General features: G+C 39.9%; 17 protein-coding genes and 1 pseudogene. 12 read left to right on the top strand and 6 right to left on the bottom strand.

Annotated elements, in window-relative coordinates:
- Positions 1–38: 38 nt before the first annotated feature.
- The gene (locus MJX77_RS17790; RefSeq protein ID WP_252059958.1) at positions 39–548 is read left to right on the top strand and encodes a GNAT family N-acetyltransferase; all 510 of its coding nucleotides are present in this window, start codon (positions 39–41) and stop codon (positions 546–548) included.
- A gap of 9 nt (positions 549–557) precedes the next feature.
- On the opposite strand, the gene MJX77_RS17795 is transcribed toward MJX77_RS17790, so the two are convergent.
- The gene (locus MJX77_RS17795) at positions 558–1,157 is read right to left on the bottom strand and encodes a TetR/AcrR family transcriptional regulator (RefSeq protein ID WP_252059960.1); all 600 of its coding nucleotides are present in this window, start codon (positions 1,155–1,157) and stop codon (positions 558–560) included.
- Positions 1,158–1,337: 180 nt separating this feature from the next.
- Between MJX77_RS17795 and MJX77_RS17800 the strand changes: the two genes are divergently transcribed.
- From MJX77_RS17800 to MJX77_RS17810, 3 genes are read left to right on the top strand one after another with little or no spacing between them, the layout of a single operon-like run.
- Complete coding sequence (locus MJX77_RS17800) at positions 1,338–2,390, top strand: sugar phosphate isomerase/epimerase family protein (protein ID WP_252059962.1); 1,053 nt, start codon at positions 1,338–1,340, stop codon at positions 2,388–2,390.
- A gap of 19 nt (positions 2,391–2,409) precedes the next feature.
- On the top strand, positions 2,410–3,309 hold the full coding sequence (locus tag MJX77_RS17805; RefSeq protein WP_252059964.1) for an alpha/beta fold hydrolase: 900 nt from the start codon (positions 2,410–2,412) through the stop codon (positions 3,307–3,309).
- Entirely contained in the window at positions 3,293–4,207 is a 915-nt protein-coding gene (locus MJX77_RS17810; protein ID WP_252059967.1) for an alpha/beta hydrolase, read from the top strand. The genes MJX77_RS17805 and MJX77_RS17810 overlap by 17 nt, the downstream gene beginning before the upstream one ends.
- A 123-nt stretch (positions 4,208–4,330) precedes the next feature.
- Here MJX77_RS17810 and MJX77_RS17815 read toward each other — a convergent pair whose 3' ends face one another.
- Positions 4,331–6,277 (bottom strand): acid phosphatase, encoded by a 1,947-nt coding sequence (locus MJX77_RS17815; protein ID WP_252059970.1) that lies wholly within the window; start codon positions 6,275–6,277, stop codon positions 4,331–4,333.
- Positions 6,278–6,421: 144 nt separating this feature from the next.
- The gene (locus MJX77_RS17820; protein ID WP_252059973.1) at positions 6,422–7,795 is read right to left on the bottom strand and encodes a putative bifunctional diguanylate cyclase/phosphodiesterase; all 1,374 of its coding nucleotides are present in this window, start codon (positions 7,793–7,795) and stop codon (positions 6,422–6,424) included.
- 366 nt (positions 7,796–8,161) lie between these two features.
- Here MJX77_RS17820 and MJX77_RS17825 point away from each other — a divergent pair, with 366 nt between their 5' ends.
- From MJX77_RS17825 to MJX77_RS17840, 4 genes and pseudogenes are all read left to right on the top strand, one after another.
- Entirely contained in the window at positions 8,162–8,668 is a 507-nt protein-coding gene (locus MJX77_RS17825) for a sigma-70 family RNA polymerase sigma factor (RefSeq protein ID WP_252059976.1), read from the top strand.
- A 30-nt stretch (positions 8,669–8,698) separates the two neighbouring features.
- Positions 8,699–9,665: pseudogene (locus MJX77_RS17830) on the top strand (FecR domain-containing protein).
- A gap of 58 nt (positions 9,666–9,723) precedes the next feature.
- Positions 9,724–12,267, top strand: coding sequence for a TonB-dependent siderophore receptor (locus MJX77_RS17835; RefSeq protein ID WP_252059981.1), 2,544 nt, complete (start codon positions 9,724–9,726; stop codon positions 12,265–12,267).
- A 154-nt stretch (positions 12,268–12,421) separates the two neighbouring features.
- On the top strand, positions 12,422–13,120 hold the full coding sequence (locus MJX77_RS17840; protein WP_252059984.1) for a DUF1826 domain-containing protein: 699 nt from the start codon (positions 12,422–12,424) through the stop codon (positions 13,118–13,120).
- 67 nt (positions 13,121–13,187) lie between these two features.
- On the opposite strand, the gene MJX77_RS17845 is transcribed toward MJX77_RS17840, so the two are convergent.
- Positions 13,188–13,649, bottom strand: a complete 462-nt coding sequence (locus MJX77_RS17845) for a DMT family transporter (RefSeq protein WP_252059985.1) — start codon at positions 13,647–13,649, stop codon at positions 13,188–13,190.
- A gap of 24 nt (positions 13,650–13,673) precedes the next feature.
- On the bottom strand, positions 13,674–15,062 hold the full coding sequence (locus tag MJX77_RS17850) for an amidohydrolase family protein (RefSeq protein WP_353619249.1): 1,389 nt from the start codon (positions 15,060–15,062) through the stop codon (positions 13,674–13,676).
- 134 nt (positions 15,063–15,196) lie between these two features.
- On the opposite strand from MJX77_RS17850, the gene MJX77_RS17855 reads away from it, so the two are divergent.
- Entirely contained in the window at positions 15,197–16,105 is a 909-nt protein-coding gene (locus MJX77_RS17855; protein ID WP_252059989.1) for a LysR family transcriptional regulator, read from the top strand.
- Between the two features lie 67 nt (positions 16,106–16,172).
- Here MJX77_RS17855 and MJX77_RS17860 read toward each other — a convergent pair whose 3' ends face one another.
- On the bottom strand, positions 16,173–16,877 hold the full coding sequence (locus MJX77_RS17860; RefSeq protein WP_151827686.1) for an SDR family oxidoreductase: 705 nt from the start codon (positions 16,875–16,877) through the stop codon (positions 16,173–16,175).
- A 313-nt stretch (positions 16,878–17,190) separates the two neighbouring features.
- Between MJX77_RS17860 and MJX77_RS17865 the strand changes: the two genes are divergently transcribed.
- The 3 genes from MJX77_RS17865 (at position 17,191) to MJX77_RS17875 (ending at position 20,969) form a co-directional block, all read left to right on the top strand.
- Complete coding sequence (locus MJX77_RS17865) at positions 17,191–18,009, top strand: isocitrate lyase/PEP mutase family protein (protein ID WP_252059990.1); 819 nt, start codon at positions 17,191–17,193, stop codon at positions 18,007–18,009.
- Between the two features lie 48 nt (positions 18,010–18,057).
- Entirely contained in the window at positions 18,058–18,642 is a 585-nt protein-coding gene (locus MJX77_RS17870) for a GNAT family N-acetyltransferase (protein WP_252059991.1), read from the top strand.
- A 155-nt stretch (positions 18,643–18,797) separates the two neighbouring features.
- A complete protein-coding gene (locus tag MJX77_RS17875; RefSeq protein WP_252059992.1) occupies positions 18,798–20,969 on the top strand; it encodes a TonB-dependent siderophore receptor in 2,172 nt (723 codons plus the stop codon).
- The last annotated feature ends 11 nt before the right edge of the window (positions 20,970–20,980 follow it).

Genomic DNA, 20,980 nt, shown 5'->3' on the forward strand with positions numbered 1-20,980 from the left:
ATAACAATTAAATTTAATTGATTTATATAAGGACCATTATGAGTTTGCTTGAAGTGAACATTTCTACTCAAAGGCTTAATTTAAAACCATTTACAGCAGAAGATGCAGATGAAATTTACAGCTGTATTACACCAACCCTAACACGCTATATGGCGTGGGACCCTCAACCGAGACATGAGTTTGATGAAACTTGGAATGCTTGGTTAAAAAACTTCAAAGCTGGCTCTGAAATTATATTTGTTATAAGAGAGACACATTCTCAAATATTTATAGGTCTTGTTGGCCTACATCGTATGCAGACTCCTCATCCAGAGTTAGGCATATGGATACGCGAGGATTATCATTTTCATGGGTATGGAAGAGAAGCTATATCAGCAGTCGCTAAGTGGGCAGTCGAATTTGTTAAACCAGACTATTTTATTTATCCAGTTGCTGAAGCTAACACTCCAAGTCGAAAAATCGCAGAATCTTTGGGAGGCAAAGTAGTTTCAAAAGCTACAGGCCCCAAATATGAATTTGTAACCTATGAAATTCCTGTTAGCTTTTAATGCCCATAATTAAGCACTTACAATATATTGATCTAGATTTTTTAATGCAAAATGAATCACTTGAGACAGCTCTTCTTGCGAATATCCATCTCTTGCCTGAATAGATAGCCCATGGAGAACGAGCGCGTAATATTGCCCTAAAGTTTTAGGGTCTGCATCTGCGACCAATTGACCGTCTGATTTTGCTTGCAAAAATCGTTGGACTAGACTTTGGCCTCGTGCAATACGCTGTGCTTTCATCCACTCCAAAACAGCTTGGTTTTCTTCGCCTAGCACACTCGCTGCCGACACGACCATGCACCCATAGGAATGGTTAGTTTGCGTGTAAAGCGCTAGTGCATCTTGAAATAATTGGTTTATCGCATCCTTAATATTTTTTTGCTTTAAAGCATTTAGCGCGAAATTACCTTCGTTCTTTTCATAGTGATTTACAGCCTCTCTAAACAAGGCCTCTTTGGAGCCAAACGCTTTATAAATTCGAGCTGAGGCAATCCCCAAAACCTCAACTAAATCTGACATTGATGTGCCTTCATAGCCGTGAAGCCAGAAAAAATCTCTCGCTTTTACGAGGGCTTCTTCTCGATCAAACTCTCTTGGTCTGCCAGCCATAATGACCCTTTATCAAACTTAGTACGTGTTTTTATTATTATTCGAAAAAAATATTTTCACAAATAAATCAATGAGATTTATTCAAAATAGTCCTGTTTTGTTTTGATTTTCAAATAAAAAGTTGTTTTTCTCAATAATTCAGCCTATTGTTTGTCGATCGACAACTAATTAAGTTTTATTATGAAAACCATCAAAGGCCCTAGTATTCATCTTGCTCAATTTAGTGATGATGTTTTCCCTTTTAACCGTTTAGAAGATATTGCTGCTTGGGTAGCAAACCAAGGCTTTGAAGCGGTACAACTTCCTGCTTGGGATAAGCGTTTGTTTGATGTCAATTTAGCAGCAGAAAGCCAAGATTATTGCGATGAAATATTAGGTACTTTAAACAATCATGGCTTAAAAATTAGTGAGTTAACGACTCATATTTTTGGGCAGTTAATGGCTGTACACCCTGCTTATGACTCAATGTGCGATAACTTCGCCCCATCTCATTTGCATGGCAATTCAACAGCTAGAACCGAGTGGGCAAAGCAACAAATGCTCGCTTCAATTCAAGCCTCTGCCCGTTTAGGTCTTAAAGACATGGGGACATTTTCAGGCTCGCTAGCATGGCCTTATGTATTTCCATTTCCTCAAAGACCGTCAGGACTCATCGAAACGGCGTTTGATGAGTTAGCACGTCGTTGGCTTCCTATTTTGAATGCTTGTGATGAACAAGACGTCAACCTTTGCTACGAAATTCACCCCGGTGAAGATTTGCATGACGGCATTACATTTGAAATGTTTTTAGAGCGGACTCACAACCACCCACGTTGCCATATTCTTTTTGATCCAAGCCATTTTGTTTTGCAGCAACTGAACTATGTGGAATATATCGATATCTATAAAGATTTCATTCGCATGTTTCATGTTAAAGATGCTGAATTTAATCCAACAGGCCGTCAAGGAATGTATAGCGGCTATCAAAGCTGGGGAAATCGAGCAGCTCGATTCCGTTCTACGGGTGATGGTCAAGTTGATTTTAAAGCGATTTTTTCAAAGTTATCGCATTACGACTACGAAGGCTGGGCCACATTAGAGTGGGAATGTTGCCTCAAAAATAAAGACGATGGTGCACGCGAAGGTGCCGAGTTTATTAAGCAAAATATTATTCATGTCACCGATAAAGTATTTGATGACTTTGCTGCGGCCCCTGTGAATCAGACTCAAATTAATCAGTTATTAGGGATTTAAGGAATCGTAAGAGATCAACATGAAAACTCAATTATTCAATAAAAACTCATATAACCAATTCCAACATCATTACATTCACATCGAGAGCAAAAAATTACACTACGTGACCTTAGGTGAAGGCCCAGCGGTATTACTTATTCCGGGCTGGCCACAAACATGGTACGCGTGGCACAAAGTCATGCTTGAGTTGGCAAAACAAGGTTATCAAGCCATCGCAGTTGATTTACCCGGAACTGGAAATTCAGCTCCACTGGATGGAAGTTACGATACGGGGCGCATCGCCAAAATTTTATCGATGCTCATGACTGAACTTGAATCTCCAACTTATTCTGTTGTTGGTCACGACATTGGCATGTGGGTTGCCTATGCGCTTGCATCTGACTTTCCTGAGTCAGTGACTCGTCTTGCGGTAACAGAAGCTGTAATTCCGGGTTTAGCGCCCGCACCTCCTATTTTTGTTGAGCCGAGTGAAAATATCTTTCTTTGGCATTTCATGTTTAACCAAACCCTTGACTTACCCGAAGCCTTAATCGCGGGCCGCGAAGATACTTATTTAAATTATATGTTTGATAAATGGTCGTGGCACAAAGATAAAGTTGCGACAGAAACTTATATTGAAGCCTATAAAATTCCGGGTCGTTTAACGGCGGGTTTTAATTATTATCGCTCTATTCCAGAGACCATACGTCAAAATAAAATCAGAGAAAGTAAAAGTTTAGATATGCCAGTTTTAGCCATAGGCGCTGAACATGCTACAGATAATGCCCCTTATGAAACCATGAAAAAGGTTTCACGGCATTTAACCAGTGCGATTGTAAAAGACTGCGGTCATTTCATTATGGAAGAACAGTCAGAAACATTCAGTTCACTTATTTTAGACTTCTTGCAGCAGGAAAAAAGCGATGCCTCTACTTGCTGAAATTGAAAGCTGGCTTAAATCCAGACCAACCACACAGGCTGTAAACTCGTTACAAGAACTTAGGGAGCAAGTAAACAAAGACATTATTGATCAGCAAGGTATTCAACATGATGCAAGCTATCAACAAAGTTTTTATGTTGCTGTTTCTGATGGTGCCGAAATTGAAGTGCGTGTTTATGTTCCCTATTCACTCGAAAACACTGAGCAACGGTCTGCTTTAGTTTTTGCGCATGGTGGAGGTTGGTGTCTTGGAAGTTTAGATGCATGGGACCGCTCGTGTCGGTTATTAGCAGAAACTACTCAACAAGTTGTATTTTCTGTGGACTATCGTTTGGCGCCAGAGTTTAAGTTCCCCACACCTTTAAATGATTTTTTTACGGCATTTCGCTATATCCATGACAATGCCTCACTGTTTGGAATTGACTCAAACCGTATGGCGGTAGGTGGTGATAGTGCGGGCGCAAACATAGCTGCCGCTGCATGTTTAATGGCAAAACAACATCCGGAAATTAAGATGAGCCATCAACTTCTTTTCTATCCTGCCTTAGATGCCACGATGAGTAGCAAATCTTATGACCAATACGCCGAAGGTTATGGTTTGGAGTCATCCACAATGATTTATTGCTGGGATCAATATGTGCAAGATGAAAGTGAAAAACAGAATGAACTTATCAGTCCGTTACTCGCTCAGTCTTTAGAGGGACTGCCTGATGCAACCATTTTTGTTTGTGAATATGACCCTGTTCGGGATGATGGCGAAAGATACGCTCAAAAACTGTGGGATGCTGGTATTCAAGTAAACTTTCATTTGTTGGAAGGAATGATTCACGGCGCGATTCACATGCTGGCAATTAGTCCTGAAAAGGTAAAATCTATTTATAGTAAAATTCACATGTAGATAGATTTATTTCCATCATTTAAGCATTTCGGTTAGTCGGGCCACTCTTTAAAATTGTTTAATCAAACATTTGGAGTGGCCCAACTTACTTTTAACTATGGATATGGGTTATCCAAGTTCCGCTTATAACACCGTAAACTTAACGCTGTTATTTTGATAGATTGGCGTAATATCCTTGCCATTCAGTGTCACTTTTTTGTAGGTGCCTTGGACTTTTTTAGCCGATAACACCGTATAAGTTCCCGCTGCTAAATTGTCTTTTGTGACAAGCTGCAATGTTCCATTTAAGGTAAGAGTATTTGCCACCTGAACTGCTGGCAGTACATTCGATTTAAACGTGATGTTGAATGTGGTTCCTGCAAGCTGAGTTAGATTACCCGCAATGGTAACTGTTTTAGCTGAGTTGGTTTTTAATAGGCTATTTTCATGCATGTAAATATCGCCTTGACCTGCACCATGCTCAGACAATATTTCTAAACCACCCTGTTTTAAATCAATACCGCCAGTAAACGAGTTATTTCCTGTTAGTGCTAAAGTTCCTGTACCTGATTTGGTCAGTTTCCCAGCACCCGTAATATCATTACTCCACTGATCATATTGGTTAAAGCCACCTAAACTCGCATCCATGGTCAGATTTACATCACCATCAAAACTGCCATAACCTGCACCCGCTCTAAACAAGTTTAAACGGCCATAACCTTCAACGTCATCCATGACTGGATAACCCGAAGCAAGAGCAGTCGATTTCAAAACTACACGGCGCTGATCGGCTGTTAAATAAGGAAGTCGAGTTTCCAGTAAAACCTCTGCACCTTTAGGCACCGTTGCTATTTTTGTTTTATCGCCAATTTGATTAAACCCATAGGTCATCCAGTGATTAACCTGCTGTTTTAACTTTTCAAGATCGGCAAAACGGTCATTCGCGTCATAAGGTGTTTTGGCCAAACTATAAAATGATTCAAACGTTGAGCTATTGGTCTCTTTCATGAGCTGTGTTTGAGCTTGTAAATAAGCTTCTTTTCGTTGCTCGGCAGTCATGGCATTTAAGTTTGCAACATCTGCGGCAATAGATTGAAGTCGTCCGCCAATCACATCCATCGCTGAATGCATGCCCGCAATAATACGTGAATCACCAAGGTCCATACCGCGAGCAACGAGTTCCTGATAACGCTGCGGCACTAAATACGCCATCGCAATTGCATTTCGGCCAGCTTCGGCAGTGTGCCCACTTGGGAAACCGCCGTCAGTTGTAGGAGTACTACTTTTAGCAGATTCTAAGCTAGGTACAACAATGACTTCTGAACTCCAGCGCCACGGACGTGCATATTTATAAAAACGCTTTGCTGATTCCGTCGATGAGTTATTACCCATCGCTTGAACAAACTCAACCACTTTTCCAAAGTTGGCATTGCCATCGGCCGTGGTTAATCCACTATTATTGCCTTTATCATCGTATTTTACTTGTGCAGCATCGGCTGGTACTGAATTAATTGTGGTGGTCTGCCCAGTGAGTTTTCTCCACGGATCGGTTAATGCTCCCATCCCTGTTGTTACGCTATAACTTTTTCCGCGTCTATCATCTAAATAGGCCCGAATAGCTTCTTCATCTGTACGTTTCTGCGTAGTTTGAATTGAATAATTAATGTTGTAGTTCAATACATCTACATTCTTTTTTGTACCGTCCGTACTGTCGCCGGGTAAACCTGTCCAGTTTGATGCGACTACTGCTGGAAAACCATCTCTTGCCTCAGCAGATTGGCCTGCATCTACAAATAAACTCGAAGGCGTCCATACATCTAAAAAGTCGCTCAGCACACGTACGCCAGCATTTGTTTCAACCGTGGCATATCGTGCATCACCACGTTGATTGGTCGTCCACGAATCTACAATGGTGGTGATATTCGATGGAACTGAAGCAGCATCTTCAAAACCTACGCCCTTAGGCGCTGCGGGTATTTCTTGGTTTGCAGCCGAATTATCATCTGAGCTATTACTGTCATTACACCCCGTAAAAAAGACCGAACAAGAAATAAGAGAAAGTAAAAGTGTATTTATTTTAAAGCTTGACATGGTGTGATCCGTTTAATAAATATCCATATCTTTCACCATGAATGTTTAGCTGTTATTACATATTTTAAATTAATTTAAATTTTTCTAAACAATGCTAACCCTCTTTTTACTTTCTATACTTAACTGCTGAAATAGTTGTTTTGCCTATTTTTTGAAATGGGCTATCTGTTTTAAGAAGTCATTTAAAGGCATCGGACATCCCCATAAATAGCCTTGAAACTCAGTGCATCCATTATTTTTAAAAGCACTAAATTGTTCAGTCGTCTCAATGCCTTCGACTAAAACTCGAAGGTTCAAATCTAGTCCAATTTTAATAATGCCAGTTACGAGTTTATTGCTACGTTTATCATCCAAAGCTGCCTGCACAAAGCTACGATCAATTTTGATTTGGCTGATAGGCATTTTTTGTAAATAGCTTAAAGATGAATAACCTGTACCAAAATCATCAAGGGAAAGCTGAATTCCATTTTTTGACAGGAAATGCATTTTTTCGATTATGCTTACACAATTATTTAAAGCAATATTTTCAGTGATTTCTAAAATGAGACGCGATGGATTTATCTGATATTTTTGAACCATTCCAATCACGGTTTGCTCAAAGCTAGCTTGCATAAAATGATCAGCACTAATATTGATTGAAAGCGTAAGATCTTTGGTCTCGGCTTTTTTGCTCCAGTCTTGCAAAACTTTGCAGCCTTGAGCCAATACCCACTCCCCAATCTCTGGCATTAATCCAAACGTTTCAGCTGCTGGAATGAAATCTTTTGTAGGAACATAACCTAAAGTAGGATGATGCCATCTTAATAAAGCTTCCGCGCCAATCAGCGTTTCAGATGAATTAATTTGTGGCTGATAAAAAAGCTCAAATTGTTGTTTCACAAGAGCTAAGCGTAAGTCTTTCACCATGCTGTTTTCTATTTGTATCTCTAATTGCATGGTATAAATTGAAATACAAATCATTAATGTGGCAGCATAAGTTGCAATCCATCCGCCATGATCGCGAATATCTTCAGATAGCGGTATAGCACTCTCAAGATTAAAAGAGCTTCCACTAAAAAATATAAAACAACCAATCGACAATAAAATTAAAATGAATTGTAAATAGCTTGGGTCTCTGCGGTAATTCAAATACCCCAATATCGCTCCAGCAGGTAAAAATAAATGAGCTACCTGCGGACGATCAACGGTAGCTATATCAAAAAATAGGCAGAACACCACTGGAAAAACCAGCAGTACGACCTGTGAAAGAAGAATACCCGCTGAAATTCGATTTATATAAATAAGAAAAAGGCTAAATATGGAGATCAATGTAAAAAAGATATCCATGTAAACAATCAACCATATTTGTGCAAATGCAAAATATATGGTCCAAAACAAGCAAAAAATGATGCAAATAAAGATATTTGCTTTGGCTGCAATTGTAAGCTGCTGGTCCTTTACGCTGCGGTAATTTTTCTTGTGTTTCTTAAAAAAAGACGAAGCTAACATAAATAAATCAACCATAAAATATTTCTTCATAGACCCCCATCTGGATCATTGATACCCCACTTCAAGATTCACCAATAAAACAAAATGTTTTATTCCTTGTTATTTATACGACTCATCTTGAGAACGTTGTTGTTTTATCGTGGTGGTATAGTTTGGTTGTTTAATTGAACGATGTTGCTTATCAAACACCTTATAATTTTAAAGGATCATCCCCTAACGATACATGTGTCTGCGACTAAGGTACAGGCTCTAAATAGCGAAAAATTAGAACATTATTGTTTCTAGAATATATCGTTCTAATGATTGATATTAATAATAATTATCATTACTATTTAAGAATAATTTAAATGTGTGTTTAATTGCGCTACTCAGTGCCAATTTGTGGACTTCACTGCTATGAACCTCGATGTAGACAAACAGGTATGGTTTAGCCAAATTTACCGTTCTCAGCAAACTACGCTTTTATCATGGTTTAAACACAAACTTCAGCACCATCATCAATCTGAAGACCTAAGCCAGGAGGTGTTTTATCGTGCTTTAAAAAGTGAATATTGTTTTCAAAAAATTAAGGAACCACAGGCATGGCTTATGGGCATCGCCAAACATGTCATGATTGACTATTGGCGTCGTCAGCATATTGAAAGCCTTTATCTAGATGCCCTACAGCATCTTCCAGAAGAATATTATCCCTCCGCTGAACATGAAGTTTATATTCAAGAAACTTTATATCAGGTCCATTTAATATTAGAAAAACTGCCTACCCGCACAGCTCAGGTCTTTTTAATGTCTCAACTAGATGGCATGACTTATCGAGAAATTAGTGAAAAAATGAATATTTCTGAAGCCACTGTGAAAAGAGATATGAAACAAGCTTTTTTAGCTTGTATAGACCTCTATAATTAACCCTGTTAGCTGCGCTTAATTTATTACCTTATGTCAGATATGAATAAAATTCCTCCTCATGTTTTAGATGCAGCCGCAGACTGGTTGGTAATCTTACATTCGGGTGAAATGACCGCATTACAGCAACAACAGTTTGAGCAGTGGAAAACCGAAAAAAAAGAACACCAGCTAGCACTCCAGCAAATGGAAAAATTCAGCCATGGTTTATCAAACCTTGCAGCTAACTTCCCTTCCGAAGCTTTAGTTCAGTCTAATCAAAATTTTAATCTTGCTGCAAAACGCAATATGCTGTTAAGCCTTTCAGGTTTAATGATCGTTGGTTTGTCTGCCTATTTCATACCTTGGGAAAAATGGCAGTCGGACTACCACACCCAAGTGGGTGAAATTAGAAAAGTATCGTTAAAAGATGGTTCTCAACTGATTATGGCCAGTGATTGCTATGTCGATGTAAATTTCACGCAAGAGAAACGTCAGATAAAGCTGATTGATGGAGAAATTTATATTGAAACGGCAAAGGATGCTCAACATCGGCCATTTATTGTCGAAACCAAAAATGGTTCAGTAGAAGCCTTAGGTACTCAATTTACGGTTCGCCAAGAAAATAGCGAACAAACCAAAGTCAAAGTCTATAAACATGCGGTAGCCATTGAACCAGAGAACGCTTCTAAACGGCAAATATTAAAACAAGGTCAACGTGCTTTTTTTGATGAAAAATATATTTCAAAATCTCTGCCTCTTGATAACGATCAGCCCTATTGGACCCAACAACTTTTGGTTGTAGATCAATGGCCACTTCAAAAGGTGCTGGATGAGCTATTCCGTTATAAAAAAGGAACTTACCATCTAGACCCTGAATTAAAAAATATAAAAATTTCTGGCGTATTTTCTCTAAAGAACCCTGAGCAAAGCTTAGAAACTTTGGCCTATAGCCATCAACTTGAACTGAACTATTACAGTCCCTATTTATTAAATATTAAAAAAAGATAAAAAAATGTGACCCTTTTTTTGATCTGGTTCGACTTATAGAGAAATACACTCCCTGTCGAGAAGACCACATGAAGGATTATCAAGCAAAAAGTAAATTGGCTTTGGCTATACGTGCAGTGCTATGGAGTACGCCATTGGTGGTCACGGCGCTTACCTCAACGTCTATTTACGCTGCACAAACTTATAGTATTTCAATTCGCCAGAGCACGCTTGATCAGGCCATTAAACAACTGGCGATTCAAACAGGCACAACCATTAGCTACGATAATGCCAGTCTTTCAAAAACAAAAAGCAAAGCGCTTCAAGGCAATTACGTTGTTGAAGATGCTTTAAGTCTGTTATTACAAAACCATCCATTTGAAGCCGTTAAAGTCAACAATAGTGGTTACAGCATCCGAGTGAAGGCTCCACCCGCTCCAATTGAACCCAAAGTTTTCCAGTTAGAAACAATTAAAACAAAAGCAAATAACAATAATGAATTTGATACGGCAGGCAGTGAAACAGGTACGGCGCATTTAGCAACAATTCATGTTAATGCTGATCATGGTGAAAACCTAACAACCGAAGGTTCGGGTTTATATACGGCGAAAGCGACCACCGCTTCTAATGGCTTAGCTTTAAGTTTGCGAGAAACACCTCAGCTGGTCAGTGTAATCACCAACCAACAAATGAAAGATCAGAACCTCACCCAATTAACCGATGTTGTCAGTCAAGCAGCAGGACTCTCTATTAAACAAGGCGGCAATATTGGTAGTGATAACTCACCTATTTACGCTCGCGGCAAAGAAGTAGATAGCTATTTACTCGATGGCGTGAAGCTCATGAGTTCATATGCAAGTATTTTCCAAAGTCAGGACATGGCTTTATTTGACCGTGTTGAAGTCGTGCGCGGTGCAAATGGCTTAATGACAGGGGCTGGCAGTGCAAGCGCAAGTATTAATCTGGTCCGAAAAAAACCATTACAGGACTTTAAGGCTTCAGTGAGTGCCGACATTGGTTCATGGGATTCTTACCGTACCGATATTGATGTTTCCACACCTCTTAATGAATCAGGAAGTATTCGTGGCCGTACCCTTTTTGCCTACCAAAAGTCAGACTCTTATATCGACCGCTATAATGAAGAACGTAAAGTTGCTTATGCAGTTGTAGAAGCTGATTTAACAGACCAAACCAAAGCAAGTTTAGGTGCAAGTTACCAGCAAATTGATTTGACTGGTGTGGCTAGAGGTGGTTTACCAAGCTTTTATACAGATGGCACACTCATTAATTGGTCCCGTTCAGATTCAGCGGCAGCAAGTTGGACGGGTTCAGATCGCTCAACGACATCTTACTTTGCCGACATTGAACACCAGTTTAATGACCGCTGGAAATTAAAAGGTGTAGTATCTAGAACCATTACCGATTCTGATGAAATTGTAGGCTATACCTACTCAAGTAAAGGGATCGATAAAGCTACTGGTAGCGGGGCGATGTTATATGCAACCCGTTGGGATTATCGTCCAACTCAAGACTTGTTCAATTTAACTTTGAATGGTTCATTTGATTTGTTTAATCAAACTCATGACGTGGTGTTAGGCACGACTTACACAAAAAGTAAAAATAAACGTCCCACCTATTCTGGCTGGAATAACTCAGTTGACGGCAAAATGACATGGGATGGAACTCTAAAAAATATTTTTGCTTGGGATGGCAGTACACCTAACCGCCCTGAAACAAAAATAGATGGTTGGTACAGTGGTGATGATCGTAGCCAATCTATTTTTGGTGCTGTTCGTCTTAAAGCCACAGACAATCTTGCAGTCATTTTAGGCACTCGAGTTGAAGACTGGGAACGCGTAACGGGCGATCATTCAGATGCTAAGAATACGACCACCTACACAACACAAGAAGAAAGTGGCAAGGTAATTCCTTATGTGGGCATTACCTATGATTTCACTGACAATTGGACTGCGTATGCAAGCTACACCAATATTTTTTCACCACAAGATAAGAAAGCCGTTACAGGCGAATACATAGACCCATTAGTAGGTAATAGTACCGAGCTGGGTATTAAGGGTGAGTTTTTTGATAATCAGTTAAATGTTGGTGCTGCTATTTATGAAACTAAAGAGGACAATACAGCGATTGCATTAGCAGATGTATTTGCTCCAGATGGTTCTCAAGCCTATCGCACAGAATCTGGCACCAAAAGCCGCGGGTTTGAAATTGAAGCCACAGGTAAGTTGACTGATTTATGGCAAGTTTCAACCAGCTTTAGCCGTAACCTATCAAAAGATAGTCAAGACAACCGATTAAATACCGGTGTGCCAAATAACACAGCCAAACTGTTTACCACCTATACGCTACCTTATCTTGATGAAGCCCTCACCATTGGTGGCGGTGTTCGTTGGCAAAGCGAAATTTATGAAAAAAATGCGGTCTCTGCAACAGGTCGATTTACTCAAGAAAGTTACGCTTTAGTCGACTTAATGGCACGTTATAAGGTCAACAATAATCTGATGCTCAACTTTAATGTTAATAACTTATTTAATGAGAAATACCATTTAGCCACCACAAATAGCTATTACGGCGCTCCGACCAATTTCCGAGTAGGTGTGAAATATGAGTGGTAAATAAATTACTCGACGTTTAAAGACCTTACTTCAGAGGCAAATAATGTTCTTCTGAAGTAAGACTAAACTGGCTTAATCAATTGGAATGGAATATTTTTTGGCTAAGCTCAGGCTATAATATTAGACATGCTCTATTATTTTATTTAGTTCTCCTATGAAGAATGCGTTTTCTGACAGCAAACAAATTAGACAAGTGTCTAGTTTCCCTGAACTTGTAAATACGAAGTTCCGAGGAGAGACAAATGCGATTTGCTGGCACAGAAATTTGGTGGGCGACTTTAAAGAGATTGTGAATAAGCTTCAGTTAAAAGAAAATATTACAGAAGTTTCTGTTGAGGACCTTTTAGCACTACAACTTTCAGAAAAAGGCAATCTGGCAAGAAAAACTATTTTAGAAGATATCGAGCAGTTAACTGATTTCGGAGCATCGCCAGTACTTAACTTACTTAAACATTATGAACGCGATGAAGAGCTAGATTTCATTTCAACAGATGTATATTCATTTCATGTTGATCGCTCTCCAATTGAAACTGATACTTTCTTATGTACCTATCACGGCGCTGCCAGTGATATTGTTTCCAATGATCAGGTTGAACAAAAAGTTTTAATTTCCGAAATTCGAGAAAAGCTCAAAGAATTACATGACGGCACAGATGCTGAATTTGAAGCTTTCTTGGCAGAGTATTTCTTTGATTTGCATTATCAGCCTAAACCCAATGCTCAACCTGTAAATTTAGGCACGGGTCATATTTGGCGTTTGGCCGTAGATCATCCCACTCAAAAGGTTTTGCCTTGTGTTCATCGAGCCCCTGTTGAAAAAGATGGCGAGTATCGGTTGCTGTTGATTTGTTAAATATATTGCCACTCCATGACTGGAATGGCGTGGAGTCAACTTGTATCAGGCGTTTTAAATCCAAAACTCATCCCATGTCACCGAAAAGAGCAATCCCTAGACCTATCAGCATGACCACTGTTCCAACCAATTTAATCATGGAAACTGGTCGTTCAGCCGCTCCCATCAGCCCGAAATGATCAATCAACAATGACGAGATAATTTGTCCAGCAATTGCCAGCCCCAACAAAGCCGATAACCCGATTCTAGGCGCAAGGACGACATAGCTCAGCAGTGCACATGAACCTAAAACTCCGCCTAAAAGGGCCCACCATGGCTGACTTGGAATAGCGATTAGCGAAGGAGCTATTCCTCCTCGCATTAGAGAATAAATCCCAAGGCATACGGCACCAGCAGTAAACGAGAATAATGCCGCTGCAACAGAATCCCCGCCTATACCTTTAGCCAATTGCCCATTCAGAGTGGTTTGTAGAGTAATCCCCAGCCCCGCACCAAAAGCCATGAGGTAATAGATAACATTTATAGACATATTGTTTGCTCCCTCTTAGACAACTTATTCCAGAGGTAGAAACGTCTCGGCAAAAATATCTGGAGTATAACCAGCCGCAACGAAAAGTTGCTGGCGAGATTCATCAATCGCTGCACGAAGTCGCTCACTGTCCACACCCAACACTTTACCATCACGTTTAACGATTCTTCCGCCAATCATCACCGTATCGATATTGCTGCGTTCAGTTGCATGAACAACCGTGCCAAATGCATTACCAGACGGATAAAGATTAATGTCATCCGTTCGAATTAATATCAGGTCAGCTTGTTTACCGGGTGTCAGGCTGCCGATTTTTTCTTGCAGACCTGCACAAGCAGCACCATCAGCCGTTGCAGCTTTGAGAAGGTTTTGCGCCTGAATGGTCACTGGCGAATGTGCTGAACCACAACATTTGTTGTGATGCATTCCCATCACACGCTGTAAGTAAAACGCTACACGCATTTCCATGAACATATCGCCACTGTATGATGTTTCATTATCTACACTCAAACCAGGTCTAATGCCGTGACGTAAAGCAGACTGCATGGCAAACATGCCGTCTTCAATACCATAGTGAGCATCTGATCGTGGGCATACGTTTACTCGCACACCCGCCTCTCGTAAAATTTCCCATCCAGCATCTGGCAGCGAGGTACAGTGGTTAAAGATATTATCTGGTCCTAGCAGACCTTGTTGATGTAGACCCTCTAGTGCAGCAGCCATTTCACCACCAAAAAATTCAGTAATGATTGGCAGCCCCAATCTGCGTGCCTCAGCCCATAATTCAGGTTCTAGCTGAGCCATGGCAGCCAGTGATACCAAACTGTTTTCGCTGTTTTTAAAATATTTTTCTTGTAGGCGTTCGAGATTGCTAGGCCAATTCGCTCTGTCCCAGTCTCCTGAGACTGGTGCACCAGAAGCGTGTACAGCTCGAATACCAGCATCTAGTAAAGCTTCAACAGCCGCATCAGAGTGAGCAGCACTACGGCTATTGTGTGAATTATCTATTACTGTTGTAATACCCGCATCTATACAGCCTAGCGCTGTAAGTAAATTACCAATGTACATATCTGCTGGGCGATAGTACTTGGCAAAAGAATAGTGCGTCGCGTTGCAATAGTCTTCTAACGTTTCAGCATTCGGATTAATCCGTCGCAGTTGCCCTTCCCATGAATGTCGATGAGTATCGACCATACCCGGCATCGCGATCATATTGGATGCATCAATAATAGCTGTACCTTCGGCTTCTAAATTTTCACCCACGGCAGTAATCATGCCGCTCTCAATAAGAATATCTCCGCGAACCATGTTCCCAATCACGCTATCCATGCTTAGGATCGTCGCCCCGCGAATCAGCGTTCTATTTGGTGAAGACTCAGTCAGCTGCACTATGTTTCTGTTGTAATCAGTCATCATTATTCCAACTTCTCAAATGTATGCTGAAAACCTATCTGAAGTGATAATGCTGAAAAAGCTGGTTAAACTGTTTTTATTATTCAGTGAAAGCGAATAATCTAAGAGTGTAAGTATAGTATTGGGACAAAGGTATGAGATTAGATCGTATTCAGGCAATGCAGATTTTTGTTCGGGTGGCAGAAGCTGAAAGCTTTATCCATGCAGCAGAGGCACTTTCCCTACCTGCCTCAACAGTCACTAGTACAATTAAAAATCTTGAAAAGTATTTACAAGTGCGTCTGTTAAACAGAACAACAAGACGGGTTAGCCTGACGCCAGAGGGAGCAGAATATCTGACCCAGTGCCGAGAAATACTCGACCTGATTGAACATACCGAATCCAACCTGACCAATGCAATCAAAAAGCCACAGGGTCGATTACGAGTTGATATGCCTGCGGGCATCGCTCATTCAGTGATTATGCCGAGCCTGCAAGAGTTTCAACAGCGTTATCCAGATATCTACCTTATGATAGGTGTCAGCGATAGACAAGTAGACCTGATTAAGGAAGGTGTGGACTGTGTGATTCGCATGGGAAATTTAGAAAACTCCACACTTGTTGCCCGTCCTCTTGGCGAATTCCGCTGGGTAACATGTGCTTCGGCAACATATTTAAAAGAAAATGGAATTCCACAAACTCCCGATGATTTAGCACATCACCGAGCTATTCATTATTTTTCAGGGAACAACAGGCATGCAGGTGAAATGCGCTTTATACGAAATGGTGAGAAAAAAACTGTACAAACGAATGGTACTGTTGCTGTTAATGAAACCGAACTTTATATAAAAATGTGCATTGAAGGATATGGACTCGCTCAACTTGCTGAAAGACTTGTGGTAGATCACCTAAGAGAAAAAAGACTCGTCGCTGTGTTACAAGACTGGTGTCCTTCACCCGTTGCCGTCACTTTACTTTATCCGCATCAGCGTTTTCTTTCACCCGCAGTACGTGTATTTGCAGACTGGATGGCAAAGCTAATAAGTGATCAACAATCAGACTAACTCACTGTAAAAGACTATTTTAAAACTTTACAGATAAAAAAATATTTCACTTGGCACAACAACAGCTCTATAAGCTTCCCCCACCATCAACATTTAGAACCTGACCAGTAATAAAGCCTGCATGATCTGAGAGTAAAAAAGATACCGCATCTGCAACATCTTTAGGCGTTCCAATCCTTCCTAATGGAATACTATCCAATATTGCTTTCTCGGCTAAACTACCGATTGGTCTAGTTTTCCTAAAAAGTTCCGTTTCAATTGGTCCTGGTGAAACACAGTTGACTGTTATTCCAAATTCAGCCAGCTCCAGTGCCCAAGTTTTTGTACAACCCACCAATGCACTTTTTGCTGCTGAATAAGCTGTTCTATCCTTTGCCCCGTAAATCGCCCTACTACCAATATTAATAATTCGCCCAAAGCGTTGTTCTTTAAGTTGTTCAATAAAGTGTTGGGTCACTTGTATAGCAGCTCTTACATTTAAGTTCCAAACTTCGTCTAAGGCAGGAAATGTAATCTTGCCTAAAGGTTGAGGTAGACTAATTCCTGAGTTATTCACTATTCCGTGTATAACATGAGATTTAGAAATTAAAGCTAAGGTTTCTTCAGTTTGTTCTATATTTGATAGATCACAACTAAAAAGCTCTCCAGAAAAGTTTATATCCTTAATATTTCTAGCAATTCCGATTACATGATGTCCCTGCAAGGACAATTCATCGCTAATTGCTTTTCCAATACCTTTTGTAGCACCTGTAACTAAATAAGTGTTTTTCATAGCTAATCCTAAATAATAAAATAGTTTCTGGTTCGTTCTCCCCCGTTAACTACAAAAATAATAAAACGCTAACTATGATTTTTTATGACGATAAACAGATTTATATAAACTCAAGAAAACTATAATCAATATTCCCCAAATGGACATGACTTAATTTTGATTTACTTATTTGAAATTAAGAAGTAGCTATATTTCTATGAGTTAAAAAATTGTTATAGTCATTCAGCTTTAACTTGCCTTCTAAAAGATTATTTTAAACAGCTAGATGGAATTGTTTAAGTTTCAGTAAATACATTAAAAAGAGTACCGAATAATGAAAACCTCTGTAGATGAGAAAAGAAAAATTTTCCGTGAACTCCATAAAGACGGATGTTTTATTTTACCTAATCCTTGGGATGCAGGCAGCGCAAAGGTACTCGAACAACTTGGCTATAAAGCACTTGCAACAACAAGCTCGGGCTATGCATGGTCTTGTGGAAAAGCAGATGGTCAACTCGACAAAGATGAAACATTGGCACATTTACGTTACATGGTTCAGTCGACCAATCTTCCTATTAATGCTGATTTTGAAAGTGGGTTTTCAGATACTACTCAAGGCGTTATTGAGAATGTTCTGATGGCAATTGATACAGGTATAGCGGGTATTTCGATTGAGGATTCGACTGGAAATATTGAAAAACCGCTTCGTGATATTCCTGATGCTGTTGAAAGAATACGAGCAGCTCGTGTAGCGATCGATCAAAGCGGAACGAATACAATGCTTATCGGCCGTGCTGAAAACTTTTTTGTTGGTGTGCCAGATTTAGAAGATACCATTAACAGATTAAAAGCATATTCAGAAGCTGGTGCTGACTGCCTGTATGCACCGGGTATCAAAACACGTGAACAAATCATTGCTGTCGTTAATGCTGTTGCACCAAAACCCGTGAACGTTTTAATTGGCTGGGATAGTGATTTAACAGCGGCAGAACTTGCAGACTTGGGTGTAAGACGTATTAGCCTTGGTGGTGCATTAGCACGTTCAGCTTGGGATGGTTTTATTAAAACAGCAAGTGCGATTGCCAAGTCAGGCAATTTTCATTCGCTCAATACTTCTGTTTCAAGTGGTGATCTAAATAGTCGATTTAAATAAGATTTGGGTAAAACTCTTTTTTGATAACTTTTAGCTAGGACCTCTGTTATGGCCCCAAACATCATGCTTTCAAGTAATCGTATTCGGTTACGCCTTTTAAAGATTGAAGATTCAAGAGATTTAGTCGCCGCTGCATCAGACGGAGAACTATGGAACCTCCCTTTCACTGTCGTACCTTCAGCAGAAACAATAGATGACTATATTCACCATGCACTAGAAGGTTACCGAGCAGGTACAGTTCTTCCTTTTGTTGTTGAAGATATCGCTACAGGAAAAATTATTGGGTCTACGAGATTTTGGAAAATAGACAGAAAAAATTTAAAGTTAGAAATTGGAAGTACTTGGTATTCGAAATCTTGGCAGCGAACATACGCAAATACAGAAGCAAAATATTTGCTTCTTAAATATGCCTTTGAGGAATTAAATTGCGTCAGGGTTCAGCTTACAACAGATGTGCTCAATGAAAAATCACAGAATGCGATTTTAAGACTCGGTGCTCAAAAGGAAGGTGTTGTAAGAAATGAGAGAATTATGCCTGATGGAAGAAAAAGGAATTCTGTCAGATTTAGTATCATTGATGAAGAGTGGCCGAGCATAAAAGAGAATCTTATTAAAAAGTTAACTTATTATTAATTTTTCTTCTCTTTTATTCCTCTTCAAAAACATTGCAAATGAGTCTCATTTATATATACTTTACACACTTTTTTGAGTCTAGTCGGCTCTCTTGCTCGCTTGAATAGTCGCTCTTTTTTAGCCTTTCACGATGTTTATATCACTTAGGTATACGTATGTTTTCTTTCTCCCCGCGTAAAAATTTAATTACTGTTGAAATTTTAAAACATAGTAGCCCCTTGCTTTTATCCCTCATCCCTATCATGTCTTGGGCAGAAACAACTGCGATCCAACCAGCGCAGCTAGAGACTATTAAAGTTCAGGCGGAAGCGAACTCAAGCTATATCGAAAATCAAACGGCATCGACCTTACGAGGCAATCAAAAAAATCTAGAAAGCCCACAAACCGTAAATGTCGTTTCTAAGCAATATATGAAAGACTATTTACCTGCAAATCTGGACAATGCACTGACCCAAGTCAGCGGCATTACGCAAGGTAATACTTTAGGCGGTACACAAGATACCGTAATGAAACGTGGTTTTGGTGATAACCGTGACGGTTCAATTACCGTAAATGGTATGCCGATTGTGCAAGGCCGAACCATGAACGCGGCAGTTGAACAAGTTGAAGTTTTAAAGGGACCGTCTTCATTACTCTATGGCATTATGGACCCGGGTGGTGTGGTCAATGTCATTACAAAGAAACCTGAAACCACCCAGAAAACTGAACTTTCCGTCTACGGTTCAAGCTTTGCTGCGGGTAAAAATGGTTTAGGCGCAAGCATAGATACCACGGGCGCGATTAGTAATAGTAACTTTTCCTATCGCTTTATTGCCGATCACTCAGATGCAGACTATTGGCGTAATTTTGGTAACCTCAAACAGTCACTAATTGCTCCATCTTTAGCGTGGGATAATGGTCAAACTAAAGTGAACCTGAGCTATCAATACCGCCACTTTGATGTACCTTTTGACCGCTCTACCGTTTTTGATCCAAAAACAAACAAAGCCCTACCCATTTCTAAATATCAACGTCTAGATGAAGCTTTTAACCAAATGAAAGGTGAAGATCATTTAGCTCAACTGTTGGTAGATCACCAAATTAATGATAATTGGTCGGCTCACTTTGGTTATACCTACAACTACGAAACCTATGATGCCAATCAGTTACGTGTAACCAAGTTAGATACAGCCAATCATACGGTTACACGCCGTACCGATGCGACTTTAAATGCAGAAAGTATAGACAGTAACGCCCAAGCTTATATCAATGGTTCAACCAACTTATTTGGTTTAAAACATGATATTCAAATTGGTTCAGACATCGAATATCGCAAATATTTCCGTCCAGATATGGTTCGTGGTGATACCTCAACCTTAGATTATTTAAATCCAAGTTTTGGAACTATTGAAGCATCTCGTGATATTAGTAATGACGATAGTGACCAAACCGATAAACTACATACCTACGGTTTTTACGTTCAAGATGCAATTCACTTAAATGAAAAATGGATTGCTGTGCTTGGTGGTCGTTACCTGAACTATCAGCAAACTGCTGGACGTGGCAGACCATTTAAAGAAAACACCAACACCAATGATGATGCTTGGCTTCCACATGCAGGTTTAGTCTATCAGTGGAATGACCAGCTTTCATTCTATGGCAGTTATACCGAGTCACTTAAGCCATCTTCTTCAATTGCCCCTTTAGGCGGCGATGCTGTCATTAATGCAGATGTTCAACCTCAACAAGCTAAGTCTTATGAAGTTGGAGCAAAATACGAGTTAAATGACCGTATCAAAGCCAACTTTGCACTCTACGATATTAAAAAACGTAATGTTTTAACTAAAATCACCAATTCATCTACCAAAGTAGTCGAATTGCATACGACGGGTGCTGTTCGTTCTAAAGGAGCTGAGCTTGACCTGACAGGGCGTCTAACAGATCAGCTTGATGCTACCCTCACCTATGCCTATACAGATGCTGAAGTGACTGAAGATGAAAATGGTTTAGAAGGCAACCGCCTTAGCAATGTGGCACGTAATACAGCTTCTTTGGCATTGGCCTATAATTATGGGCAGCTCTACAACGGTAATTTACGTTTAGGCTTGAGCGGTAATTATGTAGGAAAACGTGCTGGCGATTCGAAAAATACCTTTGACCTACCCGACTATACGCTTGCCAATGCTTTTGTGAGTTATGACACAACTATTGCGAAACAAGCAGTCACTTTCCAATTTAATTTAAATAATATCTTTGACACCACTTACTACACAGCTAGCGTCGATAATGTGACAGTATCTCAAGGTGACTCTCGCCAAGCAGTATTACGTGCAACCTTTAAATTTTAAAACACAGGATC

Source organism: Acinetobacter sp. AHP123 (assembly GCF_023757925.1).
In the GTDB taxonomy this organism is placed as follows: Bacteria; Pseudomonadota; Gammaproteobacteria; order Pseudomonadales; family Moraxellaceae; genus Acinetobacter; species Acinetobacter oleivorans.